The organism is Lignipirellula cremea (assembly GCF_056501455.1).
In genome coordinates this window covers 3,424,147-3,448,223 of sequence record NZ_CM151415.1, presented here as the reverse complement: position 1 = coordinate 3,448,223, position 24,077 = coordinate 3,424,147, and the positions used below count along the sequence as shown (strand labels likewise).

Sequence of the window (24,077 nt, the reverse complement as noted above, 5' to 3'; positions counted from 1 at the left end):
CCCATGGAAGATCTCGAAAGGGCGAACCGATGAAGAGATGGGTCGTCGTTCTGGCGCTCTCGATCGCTTGCCTCGAATCGCTCGCCGGCCCGGCGCTGGCTTCGGAGCGTCCCAACGTTCTGCTGATCCTGCCCGACCAGATGCGGGCCAGCGCGATGGGTTGCGACGGGAACGCCGAGGTTAAGACGCCGAACATCGACCGTCTGGCCGCCGAGGGCATCCAGTTCCACCGGACGTACGCCAACGTGCCGGTCTGCTGTCCGGCGCGGGCGATCTTAATGACCGGGACGTACCCGCACGTCAACGGGATGGTCGCCAACGATCTGCGACTGCACGAGGATCAGGTGACGATCGCGGAGATCTTCGCGCAGGCCGGATATCGCACGGGCTTCATCGGCAAGTGGCATCTGGACGGCGGGCCGCGCGACCCCGGATTCGTGCCGCCCGGGCCGCGGCGGCAGGGATTCGAGTTCTGGGCGGCCTATCAATGCCATCACAAGCATTTCGCGCCGACCTACTTTCGTGACACGCCCGAAATCATCACCGCTCGAAAGTTCGAGCCGGAGGCGTCTTGCGACTTCGCCGTCGAGTTCCTCGAGTCGCAGCCGAAGGACCGCCCCTTCTTCCTCACGGTGCAGATGGGGCCGCCGCATGATCCCTATGGGGCGCCGGACGAGTACCTGCGACAGTACATCCCGGAACGGATCACGCCGCCGAAGAACTGGCGTCCGGGAAGCGAAACGCGACCCGCGCCGCCAGGCAAGAAAGGAGCGGGCGCAGCGTTCGAGCGTTTCGTGCCGCTCGGCGGGCTGGAAGAGATCGCAGCCTACTACGCGGCGATCACGGCCATCGACGACCAGATCGGTCGCCTGATGGAGACGCTTCGCGAAACGGGTCTCGACGAAAACACGATCGTGCTGTTCACCTCGGATCACGGCGACATGCTCGGATCGCACGGGATGCGCCGCAAGCGGAAGCCGCACGACGAATCCGCCCGCGTCCCGGGAATCGTCCGCTGGCCGGCTCGCATTCCGAAAGGCCGCGTCGTCGAGACGCTCTTCAGTCACGTGGACATGCCGCCGACGCTCCTCGCGCTGGCCGGTTTGCCCGTGCCGGAGAACATGCAAGGCGCCGATCTCTCGCGAGTCGCGCTGGGCGAGACGACCGACGGCCCGGACGCCGTCCTGCTGCAGATCTTCGTCCCGTACAACCCGGATCAGGTCGCCCAGCCATGGCGCGGCATCGTCACGGCGCGGCACACCTACGCCCGGTTCGAGCGCGAACCCTGGGCGCTGTTCGACCGGACGCATGATCCCGCAGAGATGCAAAACCTCGTCGCCGATCCCGAGCACGCGGACCTCCAGCGAGAACTCGACCGGCAGTTGACCACGCTCATGAAGCGTCACGGCGACGACTGGAACTTCAACTCGTCCGAGTTGGTCGAAGAGGGCGGGCGACTCTACCGCCACGCGACCTTCTACACGCTCGACGAATATCGCGCCTGGGCCGAAGCGAATTCGGACGAGGCCGACTGATCGCCGTCTTGCAGCGGTCCGGTTCAATGGCGCGCAATGCTCCCCACCCGAAGGCGAGTTCGACCGTCCCTCGTGGGTATGAGCGCCGCCTTCATCATCTAACGAGAATGATGAGCGAGCGAATCCGTCGGCGCCGTAAACGCGTCTCGTAGCCGGCGGTAGGCGGTCTCGACGTCGCGGGTGTATGCATCGACCTCGTCGCGATGTCCGTCTTCGACGGCGTGCTCCAGCAGTTCGAGTTTGTGGAGCAACACCCTCGCTTTCATGCGGCGGTAGTCGCTGAGCGTGAACTCGCGAAGGTAGACCCCGATCAGAAGGTCGCGCACTTCGCTCTCCATGATCGGGATGAACTTCTCGGTCAGTTCCCAGTCCTCGGTGCGTGCCGTCGCGACGACCTCGGTCTTCGTCCTGACCATGTTCGCGAACATCGTTTCCGAGTCGGGATAGTAGATGTAGCAGCCGACCACGCTGAATGCGACGAGGCCGCCGATGCTGGCCAGACCGACCGCCCAGTTCGGAAGCGACACATCGAGCTTCGAACGCGAAGCGGCAGGCTCGTTGGGCGTCAGCGCCCAGTTCCGCAGGCGATTCGACAGGCCCGTCATGCGCCCGATCGCGCCGGAGGCGACGAGGGCGAGAAGCAGGTAGAAGCAGACGCGAACGTCAGGCGTCCAGGCGTCCTGCAGCTTGCCGGCGAAGGCGCCGTAGGCCATATAGCCGCCGGACGAAAAGGGATTCGAGTAACCGTCGAACGCGTGGGTGTGATTCGCAGGCTCGACGTCTCGCGGCGTCAGCGGCTTGTCGATCGCGTACGCGAGTCCGAGCGTGACAGAGATCAACATCGCCGCCCAGAGGAGCGTCTTGCGGACGCCCATATCCGATATCAGCCAGCCGATCGTTCCCGGCTGGATGCCGGTACCGAAGACGAACAGAACGAACGCGGCGCCGATCGAATTGCCATGCTGCAGCATCGACGCGAGCTGGCCCATGACGGCCAGCGGAGTCGAGAAGACCCAGAACGCCAGGAACGCCATCCGCGCGGGGGCGACCGGGTTATCGGGCATCGCCTCGCCCTGAAGACTTCCGTGCGGAAAGATCGAACTGACGAAGAGCGAGCCGGAAAGCCCGAGCCCGATCCAGATCCAGTTCCGCCAGTCGCACGCCTGGTCGAGCGCGGTCACCAACGTCAGCGTCAGGCGCTTCGCGCCGGCGGGAGGTTGCGGCTCGTCGGGAAGCTCTTGCGGGACGAGCGGAAATGCCCAGTCCCAGAAGAAGCCGATGACCGTCACGACGACGAACGTCGCGGCGGCGAAGAGGATGACGGCCCACGGCTCGGCCAGCGTCAGACCGTAGATCAGCGACAGCGGGTTGAAGAGGGGCTCGGTCAACGCGAACGCGAGAATGCTGCCGGTCGTCACCTGGCTTCGGCGAAGTTCCCGGAGAATGGGCAGCGTCCCGAGCGAGCAGACGGGGAGCAGCATTCCCATGCCCCAGGACTTGATCAGCCCCCATCCGTTGGAGCCGTTGTAAAGCGACTGCACGCCCTTCGGGCCGAGAAAGACCCGGAACACGGCGACCGTCAGGAAGCCGCACAACAGCGTCGGCGTCGCGGAGAGAAACGCTTCGAAGACTCGCAGCGCGCCGCCTAGAAGAATCGTCTCGATCATGACTCGGGTCCTTCGGTCGAGGGATCCATGCCCGCCGCCTCGTCGCTCGCGAGTTCCGCAGGAGGATCCAGGCCTCGTTTCAGGCGATACGCGACGTCGGCGTCCCGGATCGCCTGCGGCATGCGTGCGAGTACCCGCACGGCTGCCGCGACCTCGGCTCCGGTCGGCGCCGCATCTCCGGACGCGGAATCGGCAGCTCGCTCCAGCGTGCGGCTCGCGTCGCGGACCCGGTTCCATGCGGCTTCGTCGAGTTCGGTCTCGGCGGCCAGTTCAGGCAGCCAGCGGGCGAGGTCGTACACTTCCTGGCGTGGAGTCACGTCGTGATGATGATCATGTCCGTGATCGTGGGTTGCGTTCGGACCGCAGAGAGCTTGCAAACGTGCGATCGCTGCGACCGCGTCTTTCGGGAAGTGGTGCGGTACGTGATGCTCCGCTTCGTGGTCATGCTCGTCGCCGCTGACGCCTACGACGTCAGGCGAGCAGCCGGCGAACAGCGAAAGCGCGAGCAGGAGGATGCAGATAGCTCCGACCGCGGCGTCGAACGATCGTTGGGCGGCGTCAAGCATCGGTCGGCACCTTCACTTGCGAAAGAATCTCCGCGATCGTCGCGGCGGGATCGTCGAACTCGCCGGATAGGCGCACGGCCAGCGTCGGCTCGGCGACGTCGAGAACGTCATCGGGGATGACGAAGTCGCGCCCCGAGAGATGGGCTCGCGCCTGGGCAAGCCGCATCCAGGTCAGAAGTCCGCGGGGGCTGAGCCCCAGCCGGACCGACGGATGCTTACGGGTCGCCGCCCCCAGATCGACCAGGTACTCGCGAAGCTTCGGATGGAACTCGACCGAGGCGACGTGTCGCTGCAATTCCTGGAGCTGACCGGGGTGGACGATCGGCGTTTGCGAGACGCGCTCTTCCCGATTCGATCCGATCGCCTCACCCAGCATGTCGACCTCCGTCGCCCGATCGGGGTAGCCGAGCGAAAGCTTCATCGCAAAGCGGTCGAGCTGCGCCTCGGGAAGCGGATAGGCCCCGTAGCTCTCGATCGGGTTCTGCGTCGCGATGACGAAGAAGGTCGGCGAAAGGCGATGGCATTCGCGATCGATCGTGACCTGACGTTCCGCCATCGCCTCGAACAGGGAACTCTGACTCCGCGGCGTCGCGCGGTTGATCTCGTCCGCCAGCAGCACGTCGCAAAAGACCGGTCCTTCGACGAACTCGAACTCCCGCGTCTTCTGGTCGAACATGCGAAAACCGGTGACGTCGCTCGGCAGCAGATCGGGCGTGCACTGCACGCGTGCGAAGCGTCCGCCGACCGCCGCGGCGAGAGCCTTGGCCAGCGTCGTCTTGCCCAAGCCCGGCATGTCCTCCAGCAGCAGGTGACCGCGCGCGAGCAGGCAGGCCAGCGCCAGTTCGATCGCCCGCTCCTTTCCCAGAATGGTCTGGTTCAGGCGTTCGCGGATCGCATCGATCGTCGACTGATGCGGGCACGCGGAACGCTTCGCTCGGTGAGTTTCCGACGTCGTGAGCAGGGTCATAGGTCGATTGAATAGAAGGAATCAGCCGTTCGCCGCGCGGGGAACCGCGACGGGTCGAATTCGCGGCATGTGGGCGAGAGCGAAGCGCAGCCGCTGAGCCCAGCGGTCGCGACGGTCGCGAACCGTCCGACGGAGCGAAGCGAAGATGAGGCGTCGGTTCAGTCGCTCGACCGTCTCGCGGTCCAGCGAAGCCTGCGAACGCGTCGAGTAGGCGCCGGCGTGATAGAGGGCGAGCCAATCCTCTGCGTCCCAGCGCGCCTCGATCGGCCAATCCTGCGAGAGCGCTGTGAGCCACTGTCGAAGCGTTTCGGACGGCGCTCGGCGGAAACCCGATAGCCCACCGATCCGGTCGAGCAGTTTCCGCGTCGCGATCAGGCGCTTACGAGGAGCCGCGAAGCTCTTCGCGAGCCAGAAAGCGAAATGGGCGAGCGCCAGCGTCTCCCGACGCAAGATCAAGACGAGCGTAAGTCCGATCAGCACGACGAGCGCCGTGATCGGGCGAGCTCGAAGAACGTCGAAGACGACGAGCGCGGCTTCGTACAGGGCGCGGACGAAGCTCGTCGGCGGCGCCAGTCGTTCGTAGCCCGGCGTCGGCTCCAGGACGACCCAGTCGCCCTCCGCTGTCCGGATCTCCGTCCAGAAGTGAACGTCTTCCGGCAGCACGAGCGTGCATTCCGATTCGCGGTCGTAGTTCTCCCGGCGAGCGTACATGCCGCTCGCGACGCGGACGTCGTACCCGCGCGCCCGCAGCAGCAGCGCCGTCGAAATGGCGAACAGGTAGTCGGGCCCCTGCTTCGACGCGAACAGAAAGTGTTCGGCCGCATCCTCCGCGTGTTCCGGCACGACGACGCCCGGCGCGTGCGAGCAGGTCGTTCGCACTCCGTCGACGATTCGCTCGACTTCTTCCCAGCCAGGTTCGGAGCCATCGCTCCAGGCGGCGGCCTGTTCCGCGATCGCCGGAGACGCCGACTGATCGTCGAGCCGCGCTGGCTCGGGCGGCGGAGTCGTTCCGGAACGGGAATATCTCGAGACGTCGCGAAGGCGCGCATCGCACTCGAAGATGGTGAATTGCGGAACCTCGGCCTTCTGGTCCAGTCGCAGCTGACCGCAGTCGGTCCAGACGAACAGGTCAGGCGAATCGAGCAGCTTGAGATGCAGGCTCTCGATCCCTTCCGGCGTCGGAACGCGATTCGTCGCCAGCCGCACGACGCGGACGCCGCTCCGTTCGCTCCAGTCCGATTCGGTTTCCGGAACGGAACCGGGGGTCCACGCGAGCCAGGGTTTTCCGCCGACCTGTTCGAGTCGCAGGGGCGGATGCGACTCCGAGTTCTCGTCCGCCTGATGCGTCAGCGAACGCCCGTCCCAATGGTTGAACGACTCCAACCGCAGGTGAGCCGGCGTACGTCCGACGAAATGCAGCACGGCCCGCGACTTCTTCTCGGGCGGGATCGTCTTCGGGGTCTGCGCCCGTTCGCGAATCGAATCGAACTCGCGGGAAGGCGTTTCGGCCTTCGAGCGATGGACGTGCTCCCGCTCTTCCAGCATCGGGCCGAGCGAGATCGCGCGATGTTGCTTCTTGTCCTTCTTTTTCTTCGCCGGCTCCTGATAGGTGTCGTTGAACATGTCGTAGAGCGACGGTTCCTCCGACTCCAGGAACAAGTCCGTCTCGACCGGGGCGAAGCTCATCGCTTCGTCGGTCGCGCCGACGGCCTGGTCGCCGTCATGCACGCCGCCCCACGCCTGCGAGTCGGACCACGTCGTTCCTCCCGAGCTGGGGAAGAGTTCGCCCAGCGTGCCGGCGGCGCTGGAACGGGTCGCGATCAGCGCCCCGCCGACCGCGACGAGGGCCACGACAGCGACGGCCATCGACGTCGCTCGCCACGGTACGGAGAGCGGCTGTTCTTCGCCCCGGTAGGTCTGCAATCGATCCCAGGAGTAAGCGACGAGCCACCAGACGCCCAGAAAGCAATAGACCCCGGTGATGATCGCGACCGGCCACTTCCAGAGGACCAGGAACGCCATCGCGGTCAGGGCCAGGCTGCTGACGGCCGCAGCGGGCGCCGCCACTCGCACGTGCGGCAGAAAGGCGAGCGTCAGCATGGCGTTTCGCAGCGCCGTGACGAGCAGGACTTCCGCCGGAAGTCCCCAGCCGAGGAGGCGAGCGATGCCTTCGCCCGCGATCGGCAGCGCGGCCATCGCGAACACGGCAGCCGTCTCGGTTCCGGAGAATAGTTGCCGCGGAGCCGCATTTCTCTGCAGGTAGCGGCCGAGACCCCACGCGATGATCGCTGTCATCAGCGTCTCCGCGAGGTACAGCCGCGGCATCGCCAGTCCGTCCCAGAAGGAGACCAGCATCGCGGCGGTCGCGACGAAGCAGAGCGCGCGAGTGAGCAGAATCATCGCGCGGCTGTCGACGGAGGATTTCATTTCACGCATGACGCCAGCTCTCCTGCATCAGCCGGCTCCACGCCTGCGGAAATCGTTCCTGAAGCGCCGGGAGTCCGACCACGCTCAGGCATCGCGCCGCGACGACCGTCGACGCCAGATCTAGGTCGGTCGCCTCGTCCTCCGACAGCACGACGTCGAATCCCCGCGCTCGCTGCGAGCGACTTTGCGACCGCCCTTCCGATCGAAGACCGATCTGAAGCGACATCGAATCTTTCGAGGTCGCCTCGCGGGAACGCTGCGAACTCGCGGAAGCCGCGCGGCTTCCGCGACAGCACGGCTTCCACGCCGCCAGCGTCTTGTAGAACCCCGTCAAGCTTCTTCCAGGGCGTAGGGTGAAGCTCGCTTCGTCGCCCAGACGGAAGTCGACCGTCGCGTTCTGTCGGAGCAACGTCTCCGCCGCGCTGCACGCGATGCGGAGACTCCATTCGCGAGTCGAATCCCGGTCGATGCCATCCGAACTCAGCGCCAGCGGATCGATGGCGACGGTCGCGCGTGCAGCCGCGGGGCTCTGCCGTTCGCAGACGACGAACCGATCGTGCTTGGCCGTCAGGGACCAGTGAATCTGCTTGAGCGAGTCGCCGCGGCGATAAGGCCGCACCGATTCCCGTTCGCCCTCGTCGCCCGCTTTCGACGAGCTCGGATCGGCTTGCGTCCAAGACGCTCCGCCCGGCAGGGGACAGGGCGCCAGAGTCATCGTCGCCGGAGCCACATGCAGCTGGGCGTCGACCGCCACCGGCTTGCCGCAGGTCCACAGTCCGAACGGGAAGGCGGTGCGAATGGCCAGCGACTTGGCCGGATAGACGCCTCGGGCCGTCGGCGTCCACGACGTCTTCACGATCATCTTCGACCAGCCCGACACGGCAGAGACTGCCAGCGTGGGACCCTCCTGCTCCGAAGAGAGACCGCTCAGTTCCTCGCCCGCGAGGAACAGCCCCCACACGGGAAAGGGCCAGCGGTTCACGATCTCGAAGCGGACCTCGACCGGCTCCTCCTCGCGGACGAGATCCGTTCCGAATTGAAGAGTCGCGTCGATGCCCCGCATCCCCAGCCAGGGCCACAGGATGCCCAGCGCGATCGTCGCGACGCCCACCGCCGCCAGCGCGAAGCCTTGCGGAGCTACCGCGATGCCGCAAAGGCACGCGAGAACCGTAGCGAGGATCAGCACGCCGAGCGGCGTCTTGATCCAGTAGACGTAGCGATTCGCCCACGGAGTATGGTCCTCCGTGAGCGCCCGGCGCAGCGTGCGGGCAATTGAGTGCAGGCTCATGGAACGTTCCCGTCGATCGTCGAAGTTCCGGACGAATCGGACGCGAACTACGCAGCGTCGCGGGCATCGCACGGCGCTCGCTCGTCGTTCATCGACGCTCAAAAAAGAGCCGTCGAGGTAACGAAGTCGAGACGCGGGCGAGGGGCAAGCGACCGGGACTCGGAAGCGATCCGACGGTCAGGCGGCGCAGTTCGTCATCCGCATAGCGGAATCAGACGACGGCGGGCGGTCCGCGGCAGGCGGCCGAGCGAAGAGCGAATTCGACCGGCGCCGACGCAGGAAGTTCCTGCACGGCGACGACGTCGATCGTCGGGAGAACGCAGCCCTGTTCCGGCTGCGACAGCACGAAACTCGCGAACAGAGCGCAAAGCAGGCAGTCCGAATCGGCGGCCGTCCGCAGTTCGCACCGGCCTTCCCGGGCGACAGGTCCCGCGACGCATTCGTCGACGGACGTGACGCAGGTCCCGTGTTCGCAGCCGCCGCACACGTCGCTTTGCGAGGCGATCGACGACGCGCGGTCGTAGACGGGATCGCCGACGGTGAGATGGCCGCCGCAACCGCAGTCGCCGTGGGACATCCCCGGCAGGAGATGCAGCGCCGGCAGAAACGTCGGGATCCCGATCGCCGCGAGGGCGGCGAGCGTGAGGACCGATCGGATGGCTGCCGGGAAGAACATCGATTTGCCTTATGCAAGTCGATTGTAAGTGGCGGACGCTTCCGCTCAAGAGCCGTTTCGTGACTTCATCGAAACTTATCGAGTTCGCGGAAGAACTTGCGTTCATCCACGAACGCCATCGCCTCAGCCCCTCGCGGGACTCGCAGGCTCTGGGCGCTGAACTCTCCCCGGACGATCGAATCGGCGGCGTCCAAATCTTCGAGCCGTCGCAGCAGTCCCGGTAGCGGCCCTTGGAAACTGCTTCGTCGACGAATCCGAACGAAGTCTGCACTTCAGCGGCGACCTCCTCGTCGGGTAGGCGGAACGCGGTGTCGCAGTCGGAGCAGAGGAAGTACCGCCGAAGCGCTGCGACCTGGCCCTAGATCTCGGCGCCGACGGCCTCGTATCGCCCTATCGAGTCGCCGAACGCGATCCGCCGGGCGAGCCCCGTCGCGAGGAACTCTACGAGAACACGAGAGATCGATCGTCCGGTCGATTCGCTGAAGTCGATCTGCAAGGAAGGCTTCCGCGAAGCGACTGCAGTCGGATCGCATAGCGAGTGTTCCGCGAGCAGGCGGAGATAGGCCGCGTGGCTCTCAGCGGAGCCGTACGGGCCAAGGTAGAGCTCCCGTCCGGCGATGCGGACAACCGCGTGATTCCACGACTTGAAGTGACGATAGCCGGGCGGCTTCTTCGTTCGGCGAGACATCGCGAGACCGATCCACGCCCGTAAAAGTAGTACTTGGTAGTACAGACTTGCGGGAAGCGGAACGTTCTCGCGAGTACGGCTCGCGAGGCAATTGCTTGCTGGGAACGAAGTTAGGGAAGTACACCCGAGAGGATTCGAACCTCTAACCCTCGGTTCCGAAGACCGATGCTCTATCCGATTGAGCTACGGGTGCGTCTCGATGCAGTTGGACAGGTCGCCGAACCGCAATCACCTCGGCATTATTCCGGCAGGGCGTCGCCGTCGCAAGACCGGCGGTCAATCTCGCGGCGGTCGAAAAAGGAGTCGGTCGCGGGCCCGCTGGGACGACCGCTCCTGCGGGAGAGGGGTCGGGGAGAGAATCGGAACTCTTGAAGCGCCCCCAGCTCGGACCTATAACCAAGGAAGAGCCGAGACCGCAGATCGCCTTCGCGGAACCTAACCTACGCGAAACCGTAGTACCCCGGGCGGAAGTCAAAATCCCGGCAGGTCGCACGCTCCTCCTCTTCTCCACGATTCCGATGATCGATGAGCGGCTCTCGATGACGAGCGTCACGTTGCGAGTCCTCGACGGCGCCGATCGCGGCAAGGTTCACGCCGGACTCCGCACGCCGATCACGATCGGTCGCGAGGAAGGGAACACGATCCAGCTCAACGACGAGCGGGTCAGTCGCTTTCACGCCAAAATCCAGTGCGATCAGGACAAGTTGATCCTGACCGATCTGGAGAGCACGAACGGCACGAAGGTTAACGGGGAAGAGACGCAGATCCGCATCCTCCGGTTCGGAGACGTCGTCTCGATCGGCAAGACCTCGTTGCTGTACGGGTCGCGGGAAGAGATCGCGGAACGGCTGGCGCGGATCTCGCCCGATGACGTTCCGTCCCAGCTCGGGTCCTACCTCAAAGCGGCCAAGGGAGGCGACTCTTCGCCCGCAGCGGTTCGTGCCGAAGTGCAGGCGGCGCTCCAGGCGCTCCATCCGCCGCCCCTCCCGGAGCGGCTTTCGCCGGCCCAGTCCGCTCAGGTGGCGGAAGTGCTTGAGTATTTTCACATTCGCATGCGTCGATTGGCGAAATCGGCCAACGGATTGCCTGGATCGGAAAAGATCCAGCTCGATGCGCGTCAGTGGCAGGAACTGCTGGACGTGCAGTCCCGCCTGGCGGAGTATCTGCGGCGGATCGCCGACCCCGACCCCCGGCCCTGACGTCAACCGTCCGAAGTACGGCCCCCGCGGCTGGTTGTCACGCCGCTCAAGGCTCCTAAGAAACCGTAGCGGCCGGCGCTGTGCCGCCGGCAGAATCGATTCGGTTTCCCAGGAGTCACCCGCCATGATGCGAGCTCTCGACGCGGTTCGCCGCGGAGGCATCGCCCTCGCCCTCTTCTCCGCCGCCGCCTTCTTCGCCTCGGCGCCGCAGGCCGAAGCCGCGTACGAGTACGAAGCCGCGCTCTACTCGAGCTACGCGTACGACTACTCCTATTACGCTTACGCGTACGAAGGCTTCCCGGACTACTCGACGTACTACGACGGGTTTCTCTATGCGTACTACGGCGAGTACTACTCCGGGATCGCTTACTCGAACTTCGCCGACACCTACTTCTACGACGCGTACGTCAACCACTACTACGCGTACTACTATTTCGACTACCTCTACTCGGTCTACGGCGGAACGTACACGTACTACGCCCTGCTTTACAACTACTACGCGTATTACTACAGCTACTACGCGTTCGTGACCTGACCGACGCGCCATGGCCAGAACGACCTTCGACGGCGGCTCGCGAACTCTTCCGCGAGCCGCCGTTTTCGTTCGGAAACCGGGTCCGCGAGCCCGCCTCGAACCCGCAAAATGAAAAATCAAAGAAAACTGTTGACTCCCCTCCCCTCAGGTGGCCTAATCAGCGAGGTAACGGGTTTCGCTCGCGGCTTCTAATGGAGTGACGATCATGACTTCCGCTCGCGCCCTCTGTCGTTCCGGGTTCCTGGCTGCCGCGATCGCGGTCGCCAGCCTCTTCTCGTTCTCCTCTCGTGCAGAGGCCGTCTACGAGTACGAGGCGGACCTCTACTCCTACTACGGCTACCTGTACAGCTACTACGCCTACAACTACGAGTACTATTACGCGGACGACTACTATTACGAGTCGTACTACTGGGGTTATTACGGCAACGTCTACGCCTCGTACGCGTACCAGAACTACGACGACTACTATTTCTACGACGCGTCGACGTACCACTACTACGCGTATCTCTACTCCGACTGGCTCTACAGCGCCTATGGAGGGACGTACTCGTACTACGCGTCGTACTACAACTACTACGCGTACCTGTACAGCTACTACGCGTACCTCTACTGACCGGCCGTCAGGAGGAGCGTCCGATCGCCGCTGCGGATCTACCGGCCGCAGCGGCTACAGGTGCGCTGATCGGTCGGGCTTCAGCCGCCTGCGGCGAGCGCCGCGAGACGCTGGTGGACGCAGGTGACGGCGAGCGCGCCGTCGCCCACCGCGAAGGCGCAGCGCTTCGTCGTTCCGGAGCGGCAGTCGCCTGACGCGAACACGCCGGGCAGCGATGTCTCGAGTTCGCACGGATCCCGATCGAGGGTCCACTCCGGCGCCCGACGCAGGCCAGGGCCGGTCACGACGTAGCCGCGGTCGTCCCGAAGAACCGTCGGCGGCAGCCACTCTGTGTGCGGCTTCGCCCCGATGAAGACGAAGACGGACGCGCACCCCTCGCGGCGGATTTCGCCGGTCTCGCGATTCCGGATCGTCGTCTCGCGCAGGCGATCATCGCCTTCCAGGCCTTCCACCTCGCAGTGCGACAGGACCTCGACGTTGGCCGTCAGGTCGATCCGTTTGGCGAGGTATTCCGACATGCTCTTGCGCAAGTCGTCTCCCCGAATGACGACGAGCACGCGATCGGCGAACTCCGACAGGAACATCGCCGCCTGACCTGCGGAGTTACCGCCTCCTACGACGATGGCGGTCGATCGACTGCATCCGCGGGCCTGAACGGAAGTGGCGGAATAGTGAATCCCGGCCCCTTCGAACCGGCTGCAGTTTTCGATCGGCAGGCGACGATACGACACGCCCGTCGAAACGATGACCGACTTGGCCCGGACGATTCCTTCCGTGCAGAGCGAGAGCCGTAGCTCGTCGCCCGCAGAATCGATCGACCGCACGCCGACGGGCGACGTGAACTCCACCCCGAACTTCAGCGCCTGAAGATAGCCCCGGTTGGCCAGTTCTTCGCCGGACAGACCCGAGGGAAATCCGAGGTAGTTCTCGATCTTCGAGCTTTGCCCGGCCTGCCCCCCGGGTCCGACGCGGTCGAGAACCAAGGTGCGCAAGCCTTCGCTCCCGGCATACACCGCCGCGGCCAGTCCGGACGGACCCGCGCCGACGATGGCGACGTCGTAGAGTTCGTTGCGGATCGTGCGGGAGATGCCGAGGCATTCGGCGATCTTGCCCAGCGACGGCTTGCTGACGATGTGCTTGTTGCAGGCGATGACCGGCGCGTCGGCCCGTTCATGCCCGAGCGATCGCAGCAGTTCCTCTCCGTCCGCTTCCTCCACGTCGTAGAAGGTGTGCGGCACGAAGTTCTTGCGGAAGAACTCCCGCAGGTCCTCGATTTCCTTAGAGTTCGATTCGCCGATCAGCCGCACGCCGACGAAGCCTGAACGCCGCAGCAGCTCGCGTCGTTTCTGAAACGCTTCGAGCAGCATGTCGCTGAGCGACGGCGCCTCGCCCAGCAGGCGCCGCAGAGCCCGGGCCGAGAGTTCGTACGCCTCGCATTCTCCCTTCGCGAACGCGGAGACGATCGCCGGACGCCCCGTGAGCAGATCGACGTCGCCGGTGAACTCCCGCTCGCGATGCGTGGCGACCTCGCGCACTTCGCCGGAGGAACATTCGCGGATGGCGACTTCGCCCGACTTCACGACGAAGAAGGAATAGTTCCTGTCGCCCGTCTCGAACAGCGCTTCGCCGTCCTGGAAGCGACGCAGCGTCGCCAAATCCGCGACGCACTCAAGCTGGCCATCGTCGAGATGGGGGAAAGCGACTTCGGCCGCCGAGAGTTTCGTTTCCGTCATCTGGATCACGGACGCCTCGCCAGTCGCAGTTCGATCGAATCGCCGCTCCAGCGAGCGACGGAACGATTATCGCCCTGCGCCGCCGTCAAGGAAACGAGCGCGGCCCGCGAATCAGATCGACCAGTCCCGCTGCGGCTCGGTATGCACGAGCGGGTCGCCCGGCGTCAGGTCGACGATCCGCGCGGCCGCTTCGTCGATTTCTTCGCGGTTCACGTACTCCCGCAGTTCCAGCTCGAACGCGACCGACTCACCCGGCGCAAGCGTTCGGACCCTGCCCCGCTCGCGCTCGTACGGCTTCGGATTGGGGTAATTCGTCCCGGGCTCCAGGCCGGTCACGTAGCCCTCGTCCAGCGAGGCCGTGTTCTTCCACTGGGCGAAGCAGGGAAGTTCCTCGCGATTCCAGGCCAGGCCGAAACCGCGCTCGCCGCCCGGCGACGCGAGCAGCGCCTCGGTCATGCTTTCGGCGTCGGAGGCGAGTTCGAAGAAATAGACCTGCTCCGCATAGCCCGGCTCCGGACCGGCGTAAGTCGCCCAGCCGCGAGCGTCTTCGGCGGCACGCGAATCCCGCGGCGCCGACTGGACGGCCGGAACGTGCAGCCTCGCTCCGTCGGCCAGAATCGGCGAGCCGACGTTGACGTGGTAAAGCATCTGCATCTCCGCCGGCTTGCCCGAGCGGTTGGCGACGCGGTCGCGAACCCTCAACGTCCGCTCGCCGATCGGCAGCCGATACTCCACATGCAGCGCAAGATCGCGGATAAGACACCGCGTCTCGCTGACGAGTCCGTCGATGACGATTTCGTCCGTCGCGGCGTCAAATCGCACGCCGACGAAGTGCGCGGGCCGATTGCCGATACGGCCATGCAGCGGCGCGGAAAGCCGGCCCTGCGCGTCGAACAGCGGCGGACCGTTGCTGTCCAGTCCGCAACGGACGAAGAGCTCGTCGAAACCTTCGAGCCACCCCAGTCCGCCCGGATCCATGAGCGGCACGAACGCAGGGTTCACCGGTCCGCGAACGGGCGAGCGCCATCCGAGGCTCATTTCGCCTTCGATCCGCCAGACGCTCATCCCGCGCGTGGGCAGGATGAAAACGGTCCAGGGACCGTTATCGACTTCCAGCAGATCGACGCCGTCGGAAAGCCCGCCCGCCAGACGGGTCCAGCGAAAGCCGAGTTCCGACGCTCCCTCGCGCCCCGCCAGCGCCGGGGAGAAAGAGTCGCCGTGACGCGACACGGCTTCCTGATAGACACGGTTCTCGGTGTCGAGCAGCGTCCAGCGGTCCTGCATCTTCGTCGTCCGGCAGAGAGGAGCGCCGCGACCGGCGCATCCGGCGGCGGCGATTTCCGGCCACCTTACGGCGCCGCGACGACGTTTCCAATCAGGCGTGCGGTTCGATCGACTACGCCGGGAAGGCATTCGCCCGAGTCGAACGGAAGTGGTCGAGTCCTTTCCCGCGTGCTTGCTTGTGCGCCCGGTGAGCACGGATTAAAACGGGGCGTCATTGCACGTCGCGGGAGCGTTCTTTCCCACTGACGCCTTGTTGCGTCCGGTTACCGGACCATTCACGATCGCTTAACCGACTTCTCCATGTCCACCGCCACGATCGTCAAAGACAACGTTCAGCCGATTCTTGAAAGCGCGCTCGACGCCGGCGAAGGCCTGCTCCGCCTGACGCCGACGTGGGTGCCGCGCAGCTTTCTCCATCCGGGCAAGCGGATCAAGCTCCATCCGGACGACTGGTACGCCTACGGCAAGGAACGGGGCGGCATCGACGAACGCTGGTTCGCCAGCACCACCGAGGCCGCGAACGAGGGCCGCGTCTGGCACGAAGGGCTCAGCTTCTGCCTGCACGAAGGGAAAACCTTCCTGCTGAAGGACGCTGTCGCCGAGATGGGCAAGCGCCTCATCGGCGATAAGATGTTTTCGAAGTACGACCGCTGGCCGGTCTATTCGAAGTTCTTCGACAACATGGGGCCGATCCCCCATCACATGCATCAGTCGATGGCCGACGCCAAGCTGGTCGGCCAGGAAGGGAAGCCGGAGAGCTACTACTTTCCGCCCCAGTACAACAACTGCGACAACAACTTCCCCTACACGTTCATGGGCCTCGAGCCCGGCACGACGAAGGACGACCTGAAGAAGTGCCTGGAAGCCTGGAACAAGGGCGACAACGGCATTCTCTACCTGTCGAAGGCCTATCGCCTGAAGCGCGGCACGGGCTGGCTCATCCCGCCCGGCGTGCTGCACGCTCCCGGTTCGCTCTGCACCTACGAACCGCAGTGGGGCAGCGACGTCTTCGGCATGTTCCAGTCGCTCGTCGAAGGCCGCAGCGTCCCCTGGTCGCTGCTGGTCAAGGACATGCCCGCCGACAAGCATCAGGATCTCGACTTCATCATCGGCCAGCTCGACTGGGAGAAGAACGTCGATCCGAACTTCATGGACAACAACTATCTCGAACCGATCGCCGCCGACTCGGGCGACGGCTGGGTCGACAAGTGGATCGTCTACGGCAAGGTCGACGGCGATCAGCTCTTCAGCGCGAAGGAGCTGACCCTGGAACCGGGCGCCTCGTGCACGATCAAGGACGCTGCCGCCTCGGGCTGGATCACCGTCCAGGGCAAGGGTCGCATCGGCAACCTGCCCCTGCAGACGCCGGCCATGATCCGCTTCGGCGCGACGACCGAGGACGAGGTTTTCATCAGCCACGAAGCGGCGACCCGCGGCGTGAAGATCACGAACGACGGCAGCGAGCCGCTCGTCGGCCTGCGTTACTTCGGCCCGGACGCCTTCGGCAAGGTGCCCAGCGTCGGCGATCATAAGAAGAAGTAGGGCCGAGCGTCGCTCCGTTAGGTCAGGCATTGCCTGACGGCTACTTCGAACGAGCGTCCTCCGCGTAAAGAGCTATCCGTTCGCGCAGACCGCGCGAGCGGACCACCCGACCGGCGATCTGCCGTCGTCAGGCGATGCCTGACCTACGGAGGACGCTGATTCGCCTGACTCATCGAATCTCTCTCCTGCTGGATAACGCCATGAGCGCCGCAACCGCGACTCATACTTACCCGAAGCTTCACAACGCTGCCTGGCCGGGCGTCGTCGGCAAGGGAAGCGAAGGGGGCGAGCCGTTCATCGCGCTCGACACGATGCTCGACCTGACCGCCGCGGCGGAGGTGGACGGGCAGAAGTTCGACGGCGTCGACCTGTTCCTGTTCGACCCGCATGTCAGCATCGATTCGACCGACGACGATCTGAAGCGGCTGGCCGACAAGGTCACTTCGCGCGGCCTCGTCATCGGTTCGGTCGTGGCGCCCGTCTGGCCTCCGACCGGCGGCGGATCGGCGATGGGCTCGCAGGAAGAGCGTGCGAACTTCCTGACGCAGGTTCGGAAGGGCTGCGCGATCGCACGCAAGCTCCGCGAGATGGGCGTGCGACCGTACGGCGTCGTTCGCATCGACTCCGCTGCGGGCGTTCATGACTGGTCCGCTGATCCTCACGAAAGCCAGAAGAAGATCGCCGAGACGTTCCGCGCCGCAGCCGACATCGCCGCGGCGGACGGAGAGAAGCTCGCCGCGGAAGGCGAGATCTGCTGGGGAGGCATGCACTCCTGGAAGCGGATGGTCGAACTGCTGGAGATGGTCGGCCGGCCCGAGGTCGTCGGTTTCCAGGCCGACATGGCGCACACCCTGCTCTACCTGATGGGCTACAACGCGCCCGATGACGCGATTCTGCCCCCCGACTTCGACTGGTCGGACAAGGCCGCGAAGAACGAGGCGCTCAAGAAGCTGACCGACGCACTGCGTCCCTGGACGATCGACTTCCACGTCGCCCAGAACGACGGCACGGTGTTCGGCTCCGGCTCGCACGACAAGACGGGTCGCCACTGCCTGCCCGACGCTCCGGGGGCGAAGCTCGACATCGCTCACGACGCCGGCTACTGGCTCAAGGGACCGTCCGGCGAGCCGACGCGACGCTTCCAGCACATCTGCTGGGACGGCTGTATGTTCCCCAACGACGTGATGCAGAAGCCCGAGACCTGGAACAAGATCCTCGCCTCGATGGTCGCCGTGAAGAACGCGCACGGCTGGGATTGAGATCTGTCGCTCCCGTCTGAGCGGGGGACGTGAGTCTCCCGAGGCGCAGCGGTTCGAGCGTCGGAAACCTCGGGGGACTCACGTCCCCCGCTCAGAGAACACGAACAACGAACGCGAATCCTCTCCGATTCAGGAACCCCGTCGCGATGAAAAAGAAGCCGCTGAACGTGGCGATGATCGGCTACGGCTTCATGGGCAAGGCCCATTCGAACGCCTACGCCCAGGCCAATCATTTCTTCGACTTGGAGTACGAACCGGTCCTCAAGGCGCTCTGCGCTCGCAACAAGGACAAGGCCAAGTCCTTCGCCGACAACTGGGGTTACCAGTCGATCGAAACCGACTGGCGGGAGGTCCTCAAGCGAGACGACATCGACGCCGTCGACATCTGCACGCCGAACAACCTGCATGCGGAGATCGCCATCGCCGCGGCCGAAGCGGGCAAGATGATCCTCTGCGAGAAGCCGCTCGCGATGGACGCCGCCGAAGGCGAGAAGATGTGCCAGGCCGTCGAGAAGGCGGGGGTCAAAAATACCGTCTGGTACAACTACCGCCGCGCTCCGGCCGTGACGCTGGCCAAGCAGCTCATCGACGAAGGGCGCCTGGGGCGGATCTTCCACTACCGGTCGGTCTTCCTGCAGGACTGGACCATCAACGCCGACGTTCCGCAGGGAGGCGCCGCGACCTGGCGCCTCGACGTGGAAGCGGCGGGCTCGGGCGTGACGGGCGACCTGCTCGCGCACTGCATCGACACGGCCATCTGGCTCAACGGCGGCGTCGATACGGTCTCCGCCATGACCGAAACGTTCGTCAAGGAACGCAAGCACGCCGAGACGGGCAAGATGCAGAAGGTCGGCATCGACGACGCCTGCGCGTTCCTCGCCCGGTTCGACAACGGCTCGCTCGCCGTGTTCGAATCGACGCGTTACGCCCGCGGCCACAAGGCGCTCTACACGTTCGAGATCAACGGCGAGAACGCTTCGATCTCGTGGGACCTGCACGACCTGCATCGGCTGAACTACTTCGACCATTCCGACGATTCGATCGTCCGCGGCTGGCGGAGCGTTCACGTCAGCGACGGCGACATGCCCTACATGAAGAACTGGTGGGTGCCCGGTTTGCAGATCGGGTACGAACACACGTTCATCCACCAGGTCGCCGACTTCCTGAAGAGCCTGGAGACGGGCGAGAAGTGCGATCCCGACTTCCGCACGGCCCTCGAGACGCAGAAGATCTGCGACGCCGTGCTCAAGTCCGGCAAGAACGGCGCGTGGGAGAAGGTCGCCGACTGAGAAGGAAGGCGTTCGCCGCCCACGATGGCGCGAGCGCTGACCCTGCGCTCAGCATGTTGCCGTGTGCCACGGCTGGCTTGTCCAGCCGTGCGGGGTGGGGTCGATTGCGAGCGCGGGTTCAACGCCTCTTCGGCGTCCGGCGTCGAAGAAACGTTCCGGCCGAAATATCGGCTGGACAAGCCAGCCATGGCACACAAGAGGCGATCGGCCAGGCGGGCGCGACGTTGAACTATCTCTGTCACGCCCATCTTTGGCTCGACCGGCCCTGGTTCGCGGCAGGAACCGCGACGCCGGACTGGCTCGGCGCGGTCGATCGTCCGGCCCGCGTCAGGTCGCGTCGGGCGTGCGAGTTCGTGCGGGATCCTGACGAGCGGCTGGCCCAGTTCGCCCGCGGCATCGTCCAGCATCACCACGACGACGACTGGTTCCACGCGACGCACCGGTTCGCACAGATTCAGTTCGACATCGGCGCCGAGCTGAAGCAGGTCCTCCCCGACGATCGCAGCTTCCGGCCCTCGTTCGCGGTGCACGTGCTGGTCGAGATGCTGCTCGACGCGATCGTCGCCGAGCAGAGCCCCGGCCTGCTGGATCGCTATTACGAAACGATCGCGGCGATCGACGCCGGCGAGGTCGAGGCCTTCGTCAATCGCATGGCGCCGAAGCCGACCGAGGTTCTCGGTATCTGGATCGGGCGGTTTCTCGAAGAGCGTTTTCTGTACGACTATCTGGACGACCCGGGATTGTTTCGCCGGCTCAACCATGTACTTTTGCGGGTACGTTCGACGCCGCTGCCGGAGGAGGCCCTGCCGACGCTGGCTTTCGCCCGGGAACAGGTTCGCCTGCATCAGGGCGAGCTGCTCGTGCATCTTCACGACCGCGAAGCCTACGGCGAACGTTGCGGCCTCGACGGCTAGAGGCTGACCCGCCTGGTCAGCTCAGCTCTCCCTTCCGAAGCGACCTCTTCAGAAAGACTCCGCGATGCGATTCGGCATGAACCTGCTGCTCTGGTCGGGCGGCCTGAACGAAGAACTCGTTCCCGTGATCGAGTCGCTCAAGGAGATGGGCTACGACGGCGTCGAGGTGCCGCTCTTCGACTACGACGTCGACTTCGCCCCCTGGGGCGAGCGTCTGGCTGCGATGGGTATGGGCGTGACCGCGGTGACCGTGCGCAACCTCGACGACAACCCGATCTCGCCTGAGAAGAGCGTCCGCGACCGGGGCGTCGCGCTCAACAAGAAGGCGATCGACTGCTGCGACGCGCTCGGCGCGACGCACCTGATCGGCCCGTACCATTCGGCGATCGGGCACTTCTCGGGCAGCGGACCGACGACCGACGAATGGAACTGGGGAGTCGATTCGATGCGGCAGGTCGCCGACCATGCAGAATCCGCGGGCGTGATCCTCGGCGTCGAGGCGTTGAACCGGTTCGAGTGTTATCTGCTCAACACGCACCGCGACGCCGCACGCTTCGCTCGCGAAGTGGGAAGCGAGAACTGCCGCTGCATGTTCGACACTTTCCACTGCAACATCGAAGAGAAGACGTTCGCCCAGGGCATCCGCGACTGCGGCGACATGCTCTGCCACGTCCATATCTCCGAGAACGATCGGAGCATCCCGGGCACCGGCCACGTCAACTGGACCGAGACGTTCGACACGCTGAAGGCGGTCGGCTACGACGGCTGGCTCATGATCGAGGCCTTCGGTCTGGCGCTCCCCGAGATCGCCGCGGCGACCAAGATCTGGCGCAAGATGTACTCCGACGAGTTGACGCTCGCGTCGGAAGGTCTCGCCTTCATGAAGAGCGAGTACGCCAGGCGCTGGCGTTAAGCGACCGGCTCGTCAGGCGAGCGGAGCGGCGCGAGCCCTCTGTGTCGTTCGGCCGCGGATCGCAGGTCGTTCCCACGGAGGGCTGACACCCTCCGCTCACCAGGGAAAGAGCGTTCCGATCGAGAGAACTACCGCCGGCTGCTTTGCTCGCGGTAGGCGGCGACGCCGGCGGCGCTGGCCGGCTGAATGTAGGCGTAATACGTCTTGTCGCCGCGGAGGACCAGCACGCGGATCGTCTCCGCCGACTGCATCTCGGGCTGGCTCAGGATGAAGGCCAGGTTGTCCCGGTTGGCCGTCTCCCAGATGTGCATCCCGACGAGGACGTCGCCCCGCTGCAGGTACTGGCCTGCGGCGGAACTGCCCGGTCGGACGTCGGCGATCTGGAACCCGCCGCGGAAGCGCTGGTTCAACGTCTGAACCGAGTTCCCGTCCAGCGGCTGCAACTTCAGGCCGAGCGTCTCCCAGATCGCCTGTTCGAGCGACGCTTCGTTGAAGGCGACCTGCACGGGACGCGACGCCTCGAACTTCAGCGACAGACTCTTGGTTTCGTCTTCCCGCCTGATCGAGCAGGTGACCTGATCGAGCGGCGTCGCCGCCAGGAACACGCGTTGCCAGTCGAGAGCCCGCGACAGTTCCAGGTCGCCGGCCTGTTCGAGTACGTCGCCAGGAATGAAGCCCGCCGTTTCGGCAGGACTGGACGGCTCGACCGAGTCGATGACGCAGACCGGCTTGCCCGCCTTGTAGACCGTCTTCACCTGCAGACCGTGGTAGCGTTCGCTCCCCGCCTGCTGCATCAGTCGTCCGGCGACGTCGAGCGCCTGATCGATCGGAATCGCGAAGCCGATACCCTGGGCGCCGACGCGAACGGCGACGTTCAGGCCGATCATTTCGCCGTCGATGTTGAGCAGCGGCCCGCCGGAGTTGCCGGGGTTGATGCTGGCGTCGGTCTGGATCAGATCGCGATACTGCTGCGTCTCGTTGACCGGCACGGTGCGATGCAGGGCGCTGATGACGCCGATGCTGACCGTGTGGGAATATCCGAAGGCGTTGCCGACCGCGATGACGGGCTCGCCCTGCATCAGGTCGCTCGACCTGCCCAGGCGGATCGTCTCCAGCGCTTCCTCGGGATCGATCTTGATGAGCGCGAGGTCGGTCGCGGCGTCATGCGCAACGAGCCGCGCGACGTACGACTTTTCTTCGGAAGTGGAGACCTGGATCGTCTTCACGCCGTCGACGACGTGGAAGTTGGTCAGGACGTAACCGCGAGGGTCGAGCGTGACGCCCGTCCCCATGCCGTTGACCTGCTTCCAGGCGCCGCCGATCTCGGGGCCTTCGTCACGGACGGTTTTGCGACCGTGGATGTTGACCACGGCGCCGCGAGCGCCCGCGACCGCGTCCACGATCGCAGTGCGACGGAGTTCCGAAGCCGTCGCCGCGCCGCAGAAGAGTTCGCCGCCAATGAGTCCGCCGCCGAGCAGGTCGCCGCCGGCCAGGATGCCGAGCGCGAGCGACGCTTTCAGGAACGACGAAGCTTTCCGAAGTCGATTCATCGCTTCCGTCGGTAGGCGGGCGTTAGGGGCTGAGTAAGCGACCGGACGACTCGGATCGTCGAGGAGTCGCTCAGTTCGCGACTCGGTCGAAGAGGATTCGTCGTCACGCTCTGAAGGCCAGTCTCGCCCGGGTCGGCTTCGAACAATTTCGACGCTGCGAAGTTTTTGACGAGGCAATCCACCGAAGGGTCGCTCGTCGCCGCGGCGTCGATCCTCCCGTAGATCGACCAGCCGGAACATGAACGTTCGGTCTGCGTCGAGGAATCGGAAAACTTTCTCAGGCCCGAAGGAATCGCTCGCGAACGAGCGGGTCGACTTGAAGGGAATCTGCGAAAACGGTCGCCCGAGGAATCAGAAGTCGTCAATGCGGGGGGCCGGCGGCAGGATCATTTCCGGCTGCGGAAGGGGTAACGCCTCCATCGACGGTAACGATCGCGGAAGCGTCTCCTCCGGCATCGGCGGCGCTGCCGCACCCTGCCTCGGCGAAAGGTCTTCGACCATCGGACCGGGCAGTTCGCCGCGGGGCCGAGGGGGCACGCTAAGCGGCGGCCGGATCGAGATCCCTGGCGCGGCGGGCGGCGAAGAGTCGACAGCGTAAACCGCCGTCGCCGATTCGAACGCGGGACGCGTCGGCACCGGCAGAAACCGCGGCGCCACGCGTTCGTATACCACGAACGGCACGGCCTCAGGCGGTTCGCGATGACCGGCGAACCGACCATGCAGTCCGGCGATCGAACCGGGTCGCGCCATGACGCCCTCCCCGAGCCGACGATGCGGCAGGTGCAGATGGCGAGCGACCTTGGCGAGCGGAGCGTTGACGTAGTCAGCTCGAACCGGTTGCCCCTCCGCCAGCGTTCGCGGCGCGGGCGGAACGAGCGGCAGTTCAGGCGGCTGCGGCGGTAAGGGCGCCGGGGACAGAAGCGAAGAGGGGTCGCGTTCGATCGGATCCTTCAGCGGCCCGACCGCGACGTCGGTGGAAATCCTTCGCGGGGCAACGGCGAGCGAAGCGGCTTCAAGCGCGAGCGACTGCCGCGCCTCCTCCTCGGTCTCGACGATCACCGGCGCCGGCAGGTCGTAACCGACGGATGCCGTCGTCGGCGACGACGTCAGAACGGACCGGGCCGGCTCGATCGGGCCTTCCTCGCCTGGCGCCGTCAGCGGAAGCAGATCGGCCTCCGTCGCCCTATCTACCGGCAGCTCTTCCAAAGTCTCGTCCGGAAAAATCGGCGGAGACGCGGCGGATCCTTCGTGGACGAATTCGATGCAGGAGAGTTCTGCGTCGGGCGGAAGAAGGCAGCTTTCGCTGTTCGTGTGCGAAGCCCCGTCGATCCGCGTGCCGCCTGGCAGAAGATGCTTCGCCACGCCGCAACCCGCGACGACAGGCGCCAGCGCCGCTAGCATCCAGATGCCTGAACGAGCCGACAAGACGAAG

20 protein-coding genes and 1 tRNA gene are annotated in these 24,077 nt (G+C 65.2%); 9 read left to right on the top strand and 12 right to left on the bottom strand.

Going from position 1 to position 24,077, the window contains the following annotated elements:
- Positions 1–29 precede the first annotated feature (29 nt).
- On the top strand, positions 30–1,535 hold the full coding sequence (locus SH602x_RS13640) for a sulfatase family protein (RefSeq protein WP_479472832.1): 1,506 nt from the start codon (positions 30–32) through the stop codon (positions 1,533–1,535).
- A 98-nt stretch (positions 1,536–1,633) separates the two neighbouring features.
- Here SH602x_RS13640 and SH602x_RS13635 read toward each other — a convergent pair whose 3' ends face one another.
- The 8 genes from SH602x_RS13635 to SH602x_RS13600 all read right to left on the bottom strand — a co-directional run bounded on the left by SH602x_RS13635 (position 1,634) and on the right by SH602x_RS13600 (position 10,007).
- Positions 1,634–3,202, bottom strand: coding sequence for a permease (locus SH602x_RS13635; RefSeq protein ID WP_479472831.1), 1,569 nt, complete (start codon positions 3,200–3,202; stop codon positions 1,634–1,636).
- Positions 3,199–3,768, bottom strand: a complete 570-nt coding sequence (locus tag SH602x_RS13630) for a hypothetical protein (RefSeq protein WP_479472830.1) — start codon at positions 3,766–3,768, stop codon at positions 3,199–3,201. The genes SH602x_RS13635 and SH602x_RS13630 overlap by 4 nt, the downstream gene beginning before the upstream one ends.
- On the bottom strand, positions 3,761–4,735 hold the full coding sequence (locus tag SH602x_RS13625; RefSeq protein WP_479472829.1) for an AAA family ATPase: 975 nt from the start codon (positions 4,733–4,735) through the stop codon (positions 3,761–3,763). The genes SH602x_RS13630 and SH602x_RS13625 overlap by 8 nt, the downstream gene beginning before the upstream one ends.
- A 21-nt stretch (positions 4,736–4,756) precedes the next feature.
- Entirely contained in the window at positions 4,757–7,171 is a 2,415-nt protein-coding gene (locus SH602x_RS13620) for a transglutaminase-like domain-containing protein (protein ID WP_479472828.1), read from the bottom strand.
- Positions 7,164–8,450: a DUF58 domain-containing protein gene (locus SH602x_RS13615; protein WP_479472827.1), complete on the bottom strand. Its 1,287-nt coding sequence runs from the start codon at positions 8,448–8,450 to the stop codon at positions 7,164–7,166. Before SH602x_RS13615 ends, SH602x_RS13620 begins: the two co-directional genes overlap by 8 nt.
- Positions 8,451–8,661: 211 nt before the next feature.
- Positions 8,662–9,126 (bottom strand): hypothetical protein, encoded by a 465-nt coding sequence (locus SH602x_RS13610; RefSeq protein WP_479472826.1) that lies wholly within the window; start codon positions 9,124–9,126, stop codon positions 8,662–8,664.
- Positions 9,127–9,484: 358 nt separating this feature from the next.
- Entirely contained in the window at positions 9,485–9,814 is a 330-nt protein-coding gene (locus tag SH602x_RS13605; protein WP_479472825.1) for a hypothetical protein, read from the bottom strand.
- Positions 9,815–9,933: 119 nt separating this feature from the next.
- Positions 9,934–10,007 (bottom strand) — tRNA-Arg (locus SH602x_RS13600).
- Positions 10,008–10,332: 325 nt separating this feature from the next.
- Between SH602x_RS13600 and SH602x_RS13595 the strand changes: the two genes are divergently transcribed.
- The 3 genes from SH602x_RS13595 to SH602x_RS13585 all read left to right on the top strand — a co-directional run bounded on the left by SH602x_RS13595 (position 10,333) and on the right by SH602x_RS13585 (position 12,161).
- Positions 10,333–11,013 carry an FHA domain-containing protein gene (locus SH602x_RS13595; RefSeq protein WP_479472824.1) on the top strand — a complete coding sequence of 227 codons (681 nt, stop codon included), beginning with the start codon at positions 10,333–10,335 and terminating at the stop codon, positions 11,011–11,013.
- A gap of 124 nt (positions 11,014–11,137) precedes the next feature.
- The gene (locus SH602x_RS13590; protein ID WP_479472823.1) at positions 11,138–11,548 is read left to right on the top strand and encodes a hypothetical protein; all 411 of its coding nucleotides are present in this window, start codon (positions 11,138–11,140) and stop codon (positions 11,546–11,548) included.
- 205 nt (positions 11,549–11,753) lie between these two features.
- A complete protein-coding gene (locus SH602x_RS13585) occupies positions 11,754–12,161 on the top strand; it encodes a hypothetical protein (RefSeq protein WP_479472822.1) in 408 nt (135 codons plus the stop codon).
- 80 nt (positions 12,162–12,241) lie between these two features.
- Here SH602x_RS13585 and SH602x_RS13580 read toward each other — a convergent pair whose 3' ends face one another.
- Complete coding sequence (locus SH602x_RS13580) at positions 12,242–13,894, bottom strand: FAD-dependent oxidoreductase (protein WP_479472821.1); 1,653 nt, start codon at positions 13,892–13,894, stop codon at positions 12,242–12,244.
- A 111-nt stretch (positions 13,895–14,005) separates the two neighbouring features.
- A complete protein-coding gene (locus SH602x_RS13575; RefSeq protein ID WP_479472820.1) occupies positions 14,006–15,178 on the bottom strand; it encodes an aldose 1-epimerase family protein in 1,173 nt (390 codons plus the stop codon).
- Positions 15,179–15,478: 300 nt separating this feature from the next.
- Here SH602x_RS13575 and SH602x_RS13570 point away from each other — a divergent pair, with 300 nt between their 5' ends.
- From SH602x_RS13570 to SH602x_RS13550, 5 genes are all read left to right on the top strand, one after another.
- On the top strand, positions 15,479–16,720 hold the full coding sequence (locus tag SH602x_RS13570; RefSeq protein WP_479472819.1) for a hypothetical protein: 1,242 nt from the start codon (positions 15,479–15,481) through the stop codon (positions 16,718–16,720).
- 200 nt (positions 16,721–16,920) lie between these two features.
- Positions 16,921–17,979 (top strand): TIM barrel protein, encoded by a 1,059-nt coding sequence (locus SH602x_RS13565; RefSeq protein WP_479472818.1) that lies wholly within the window; start codon positions 16,921–16,923, stop codon positions 17,977–17,979.
- Positions 17,980–18,125: 146 nt separating this feature from the next.
- A complete protein-coding gene (locus SH602x_RS13560) occupies positions 18,126–19,268 on the top strand; it encodes a Gfo/Idh/MocA family protein (protein WP_479467939.1) in 1,143 nt (380 codons plus the stop codon).
- Between the two features lie 224 nt (positions 19,269–19,492).
- A complete protein-coding gene (locus tag SH602x_RS13555) occupies positions 19,493–20,182 on the top strand; it encodes a hypothetical protein (protein WP_479472817.1) in 690 nt (229 codons plus the stop codon).
- Positions 20,183–20,246: 64 nt separating this feature from the next.
- Positions 20,247–21,095, top strand: a complete 849-nt coding sequence (locus tag SH602x_RS13550; protein WP_479472816.1) for a sugar phosphate isomerase/epimerase family protein — start codon at positions 20,247–20,249, stop codon at positions 21,093–21,095.
- Between the two features lie 128 nt (positions 21,096–21,223).
- Here the strand turns inward: SH602x_RS13550 and SH602x_RS13545 are convergent, their stop codons facing one another.
- Positions 21,224–22,645 carry a trypsin-like peptidase domain-containing protein gene (locus SH602x_RS13545; protein WP_479467942.1) on the bottom strand — a complete coding sequence of 474 codons (1,422 nt, stop codon included), beginning with the start codon at positions 22,643–22,645 and terminating at the stop codon, positions 21,224–21,226.
- Between the two features lie 351 nt (positions 22,646–22,996).
- Positions 22,997–24,070: a hypothetical protein gene (locus SH602x_RS13540; RefSeq protein ID WP_479472815.1), complete on the bottom strand. Its 1,074-nt coding sequence runs from the start codon at positions 24,068–24,070 to the stop codon at positions 22,997–22,999.
- Positions 24,071–24,077: the final 7 nt, after the last annotated feature.

Coding starts and splice junctions, on each gene's coding strand:
- SH602x_RS13640 (WP_479472832.1), top strand. CDS start 30: ATGAAGAGATGGGTCGTCGTTCTGGCGCTCTCGATCGCTTGCCTCGAA.
- SH602x_RS13635 (WP_479472831.1), bottom strand. CDS start 3,202: ATGATCGAGACGATTCTTCTAGGCGGCGCGCTGCGAGTCTTCGAAGCG.
- SH602x_RS13630 (WP_479472830.1), bottom strand. CDS start 3,768: ATGCTTGACGCCGCCCAACGATCGTTCGACGCCGCGGTCGGAGCTATC.
- SH602x_RS13625 (WP_479472829.1), bottom strand. CDS start 4,735: ATGACCCTGCTCACGACGTCGGAAACTCACCGAGCGAAGCGTTCCGCG.
- SH602x_RS13620 (WP_479472828.1), bottom strand. CDS start 7,171: ATGCGTGAAATGAAATCCTCCGTCGACAGCCGCGCGATGATTCTGCTC.
- SH602x_RS13615 (WP_479472827.1), bottom strand. CDS start 8,450: ATGAGCCTGCACTCAATTGCCCGCACGCTGCGCCGGGCGCTCACGGAG.
- SH602x_RS13610 (WP_479472826.1), bottom strand. CDS start 9,126: ATGTTCTTCCCGGCAGCCATCCGATCGGTCCTCACGCTCGCCGCCCTC.
- SH602x_RS13605 (WP_479472825.1), bottom strand. CDS start 9,814: ATGTCTCGCCGAACGAAGAAGCCGCCCGGCTATCGTCACTTCAAGTCG.
- SH602x_RS13595 (WP_479472824.1), top strand. CDS start 10,333: ATGATCGATGAGCGGCTCTCGATGACGAGCGTCACGTTGCGAGTCCTC.
- SH602x_RS13590 (WP_479472823.1), top strand. CDS start 11,138: ATGATGCGAGCTCTCGACGCGGTTCGCCGCGGAGGCATCGCCCTCGCC.
- SH602x_RS13585 (WP_479472822.1), top strand. CDS start 11,754: ATGACTTCCGCTCGCGCCCTCTGTCGTTCCGGGTTCCTGGCTGCCGCG.
- SH602x_RS13580 (WP_479472821.1), bottom strand. CDS start 13,894: ATGACGGAAACGAAACTCTCGGCGGCCGAAGTCGCTTTCCCCCATCTC.
- SH602x_RS13575 (WP_479472820.1), bottom strand. CDS start 15,178: ATGCAGGACCGCTGGACGCTGCTCGACACCGAGAACCGTGTCTATCAG.
- SH602x_RS13570 (WP_479472819.1), top strand. CDS start 15,479: ATGTCCACCGCCACGATCGTCAAAGACAACGTTCAGCCGATTCTTGAA.
- SH602x_RS13565 (WP_479472818.1), top strand. CDS start 16,921: ATGAGCGCCGCAACCGCGACTCATACTTACCCGAAGCTTCACAACGCT.
- SH602x_RS13560 (WP_479467939.1), top strand. CDS start 18,126: ATGAAAAAGAAGCCGCTGAACGTGGCGATGATCGGCTACGGCTTCATG.
- SH602x_RS13550 (WP_479472816.1), top strand. CDS start 20,247: ATGCGATTCGGCATGAACCTGCTGCTCTGGTCGGGCGGCCTGAACGAA.
- SH602x_RS13545 (WP_479467942.1), bottom strand. CDS start 22,645: ATGAATCGACTTCGGAAAGCTTCGTCGTTCCTGAAAGCGTCGCTCGCG.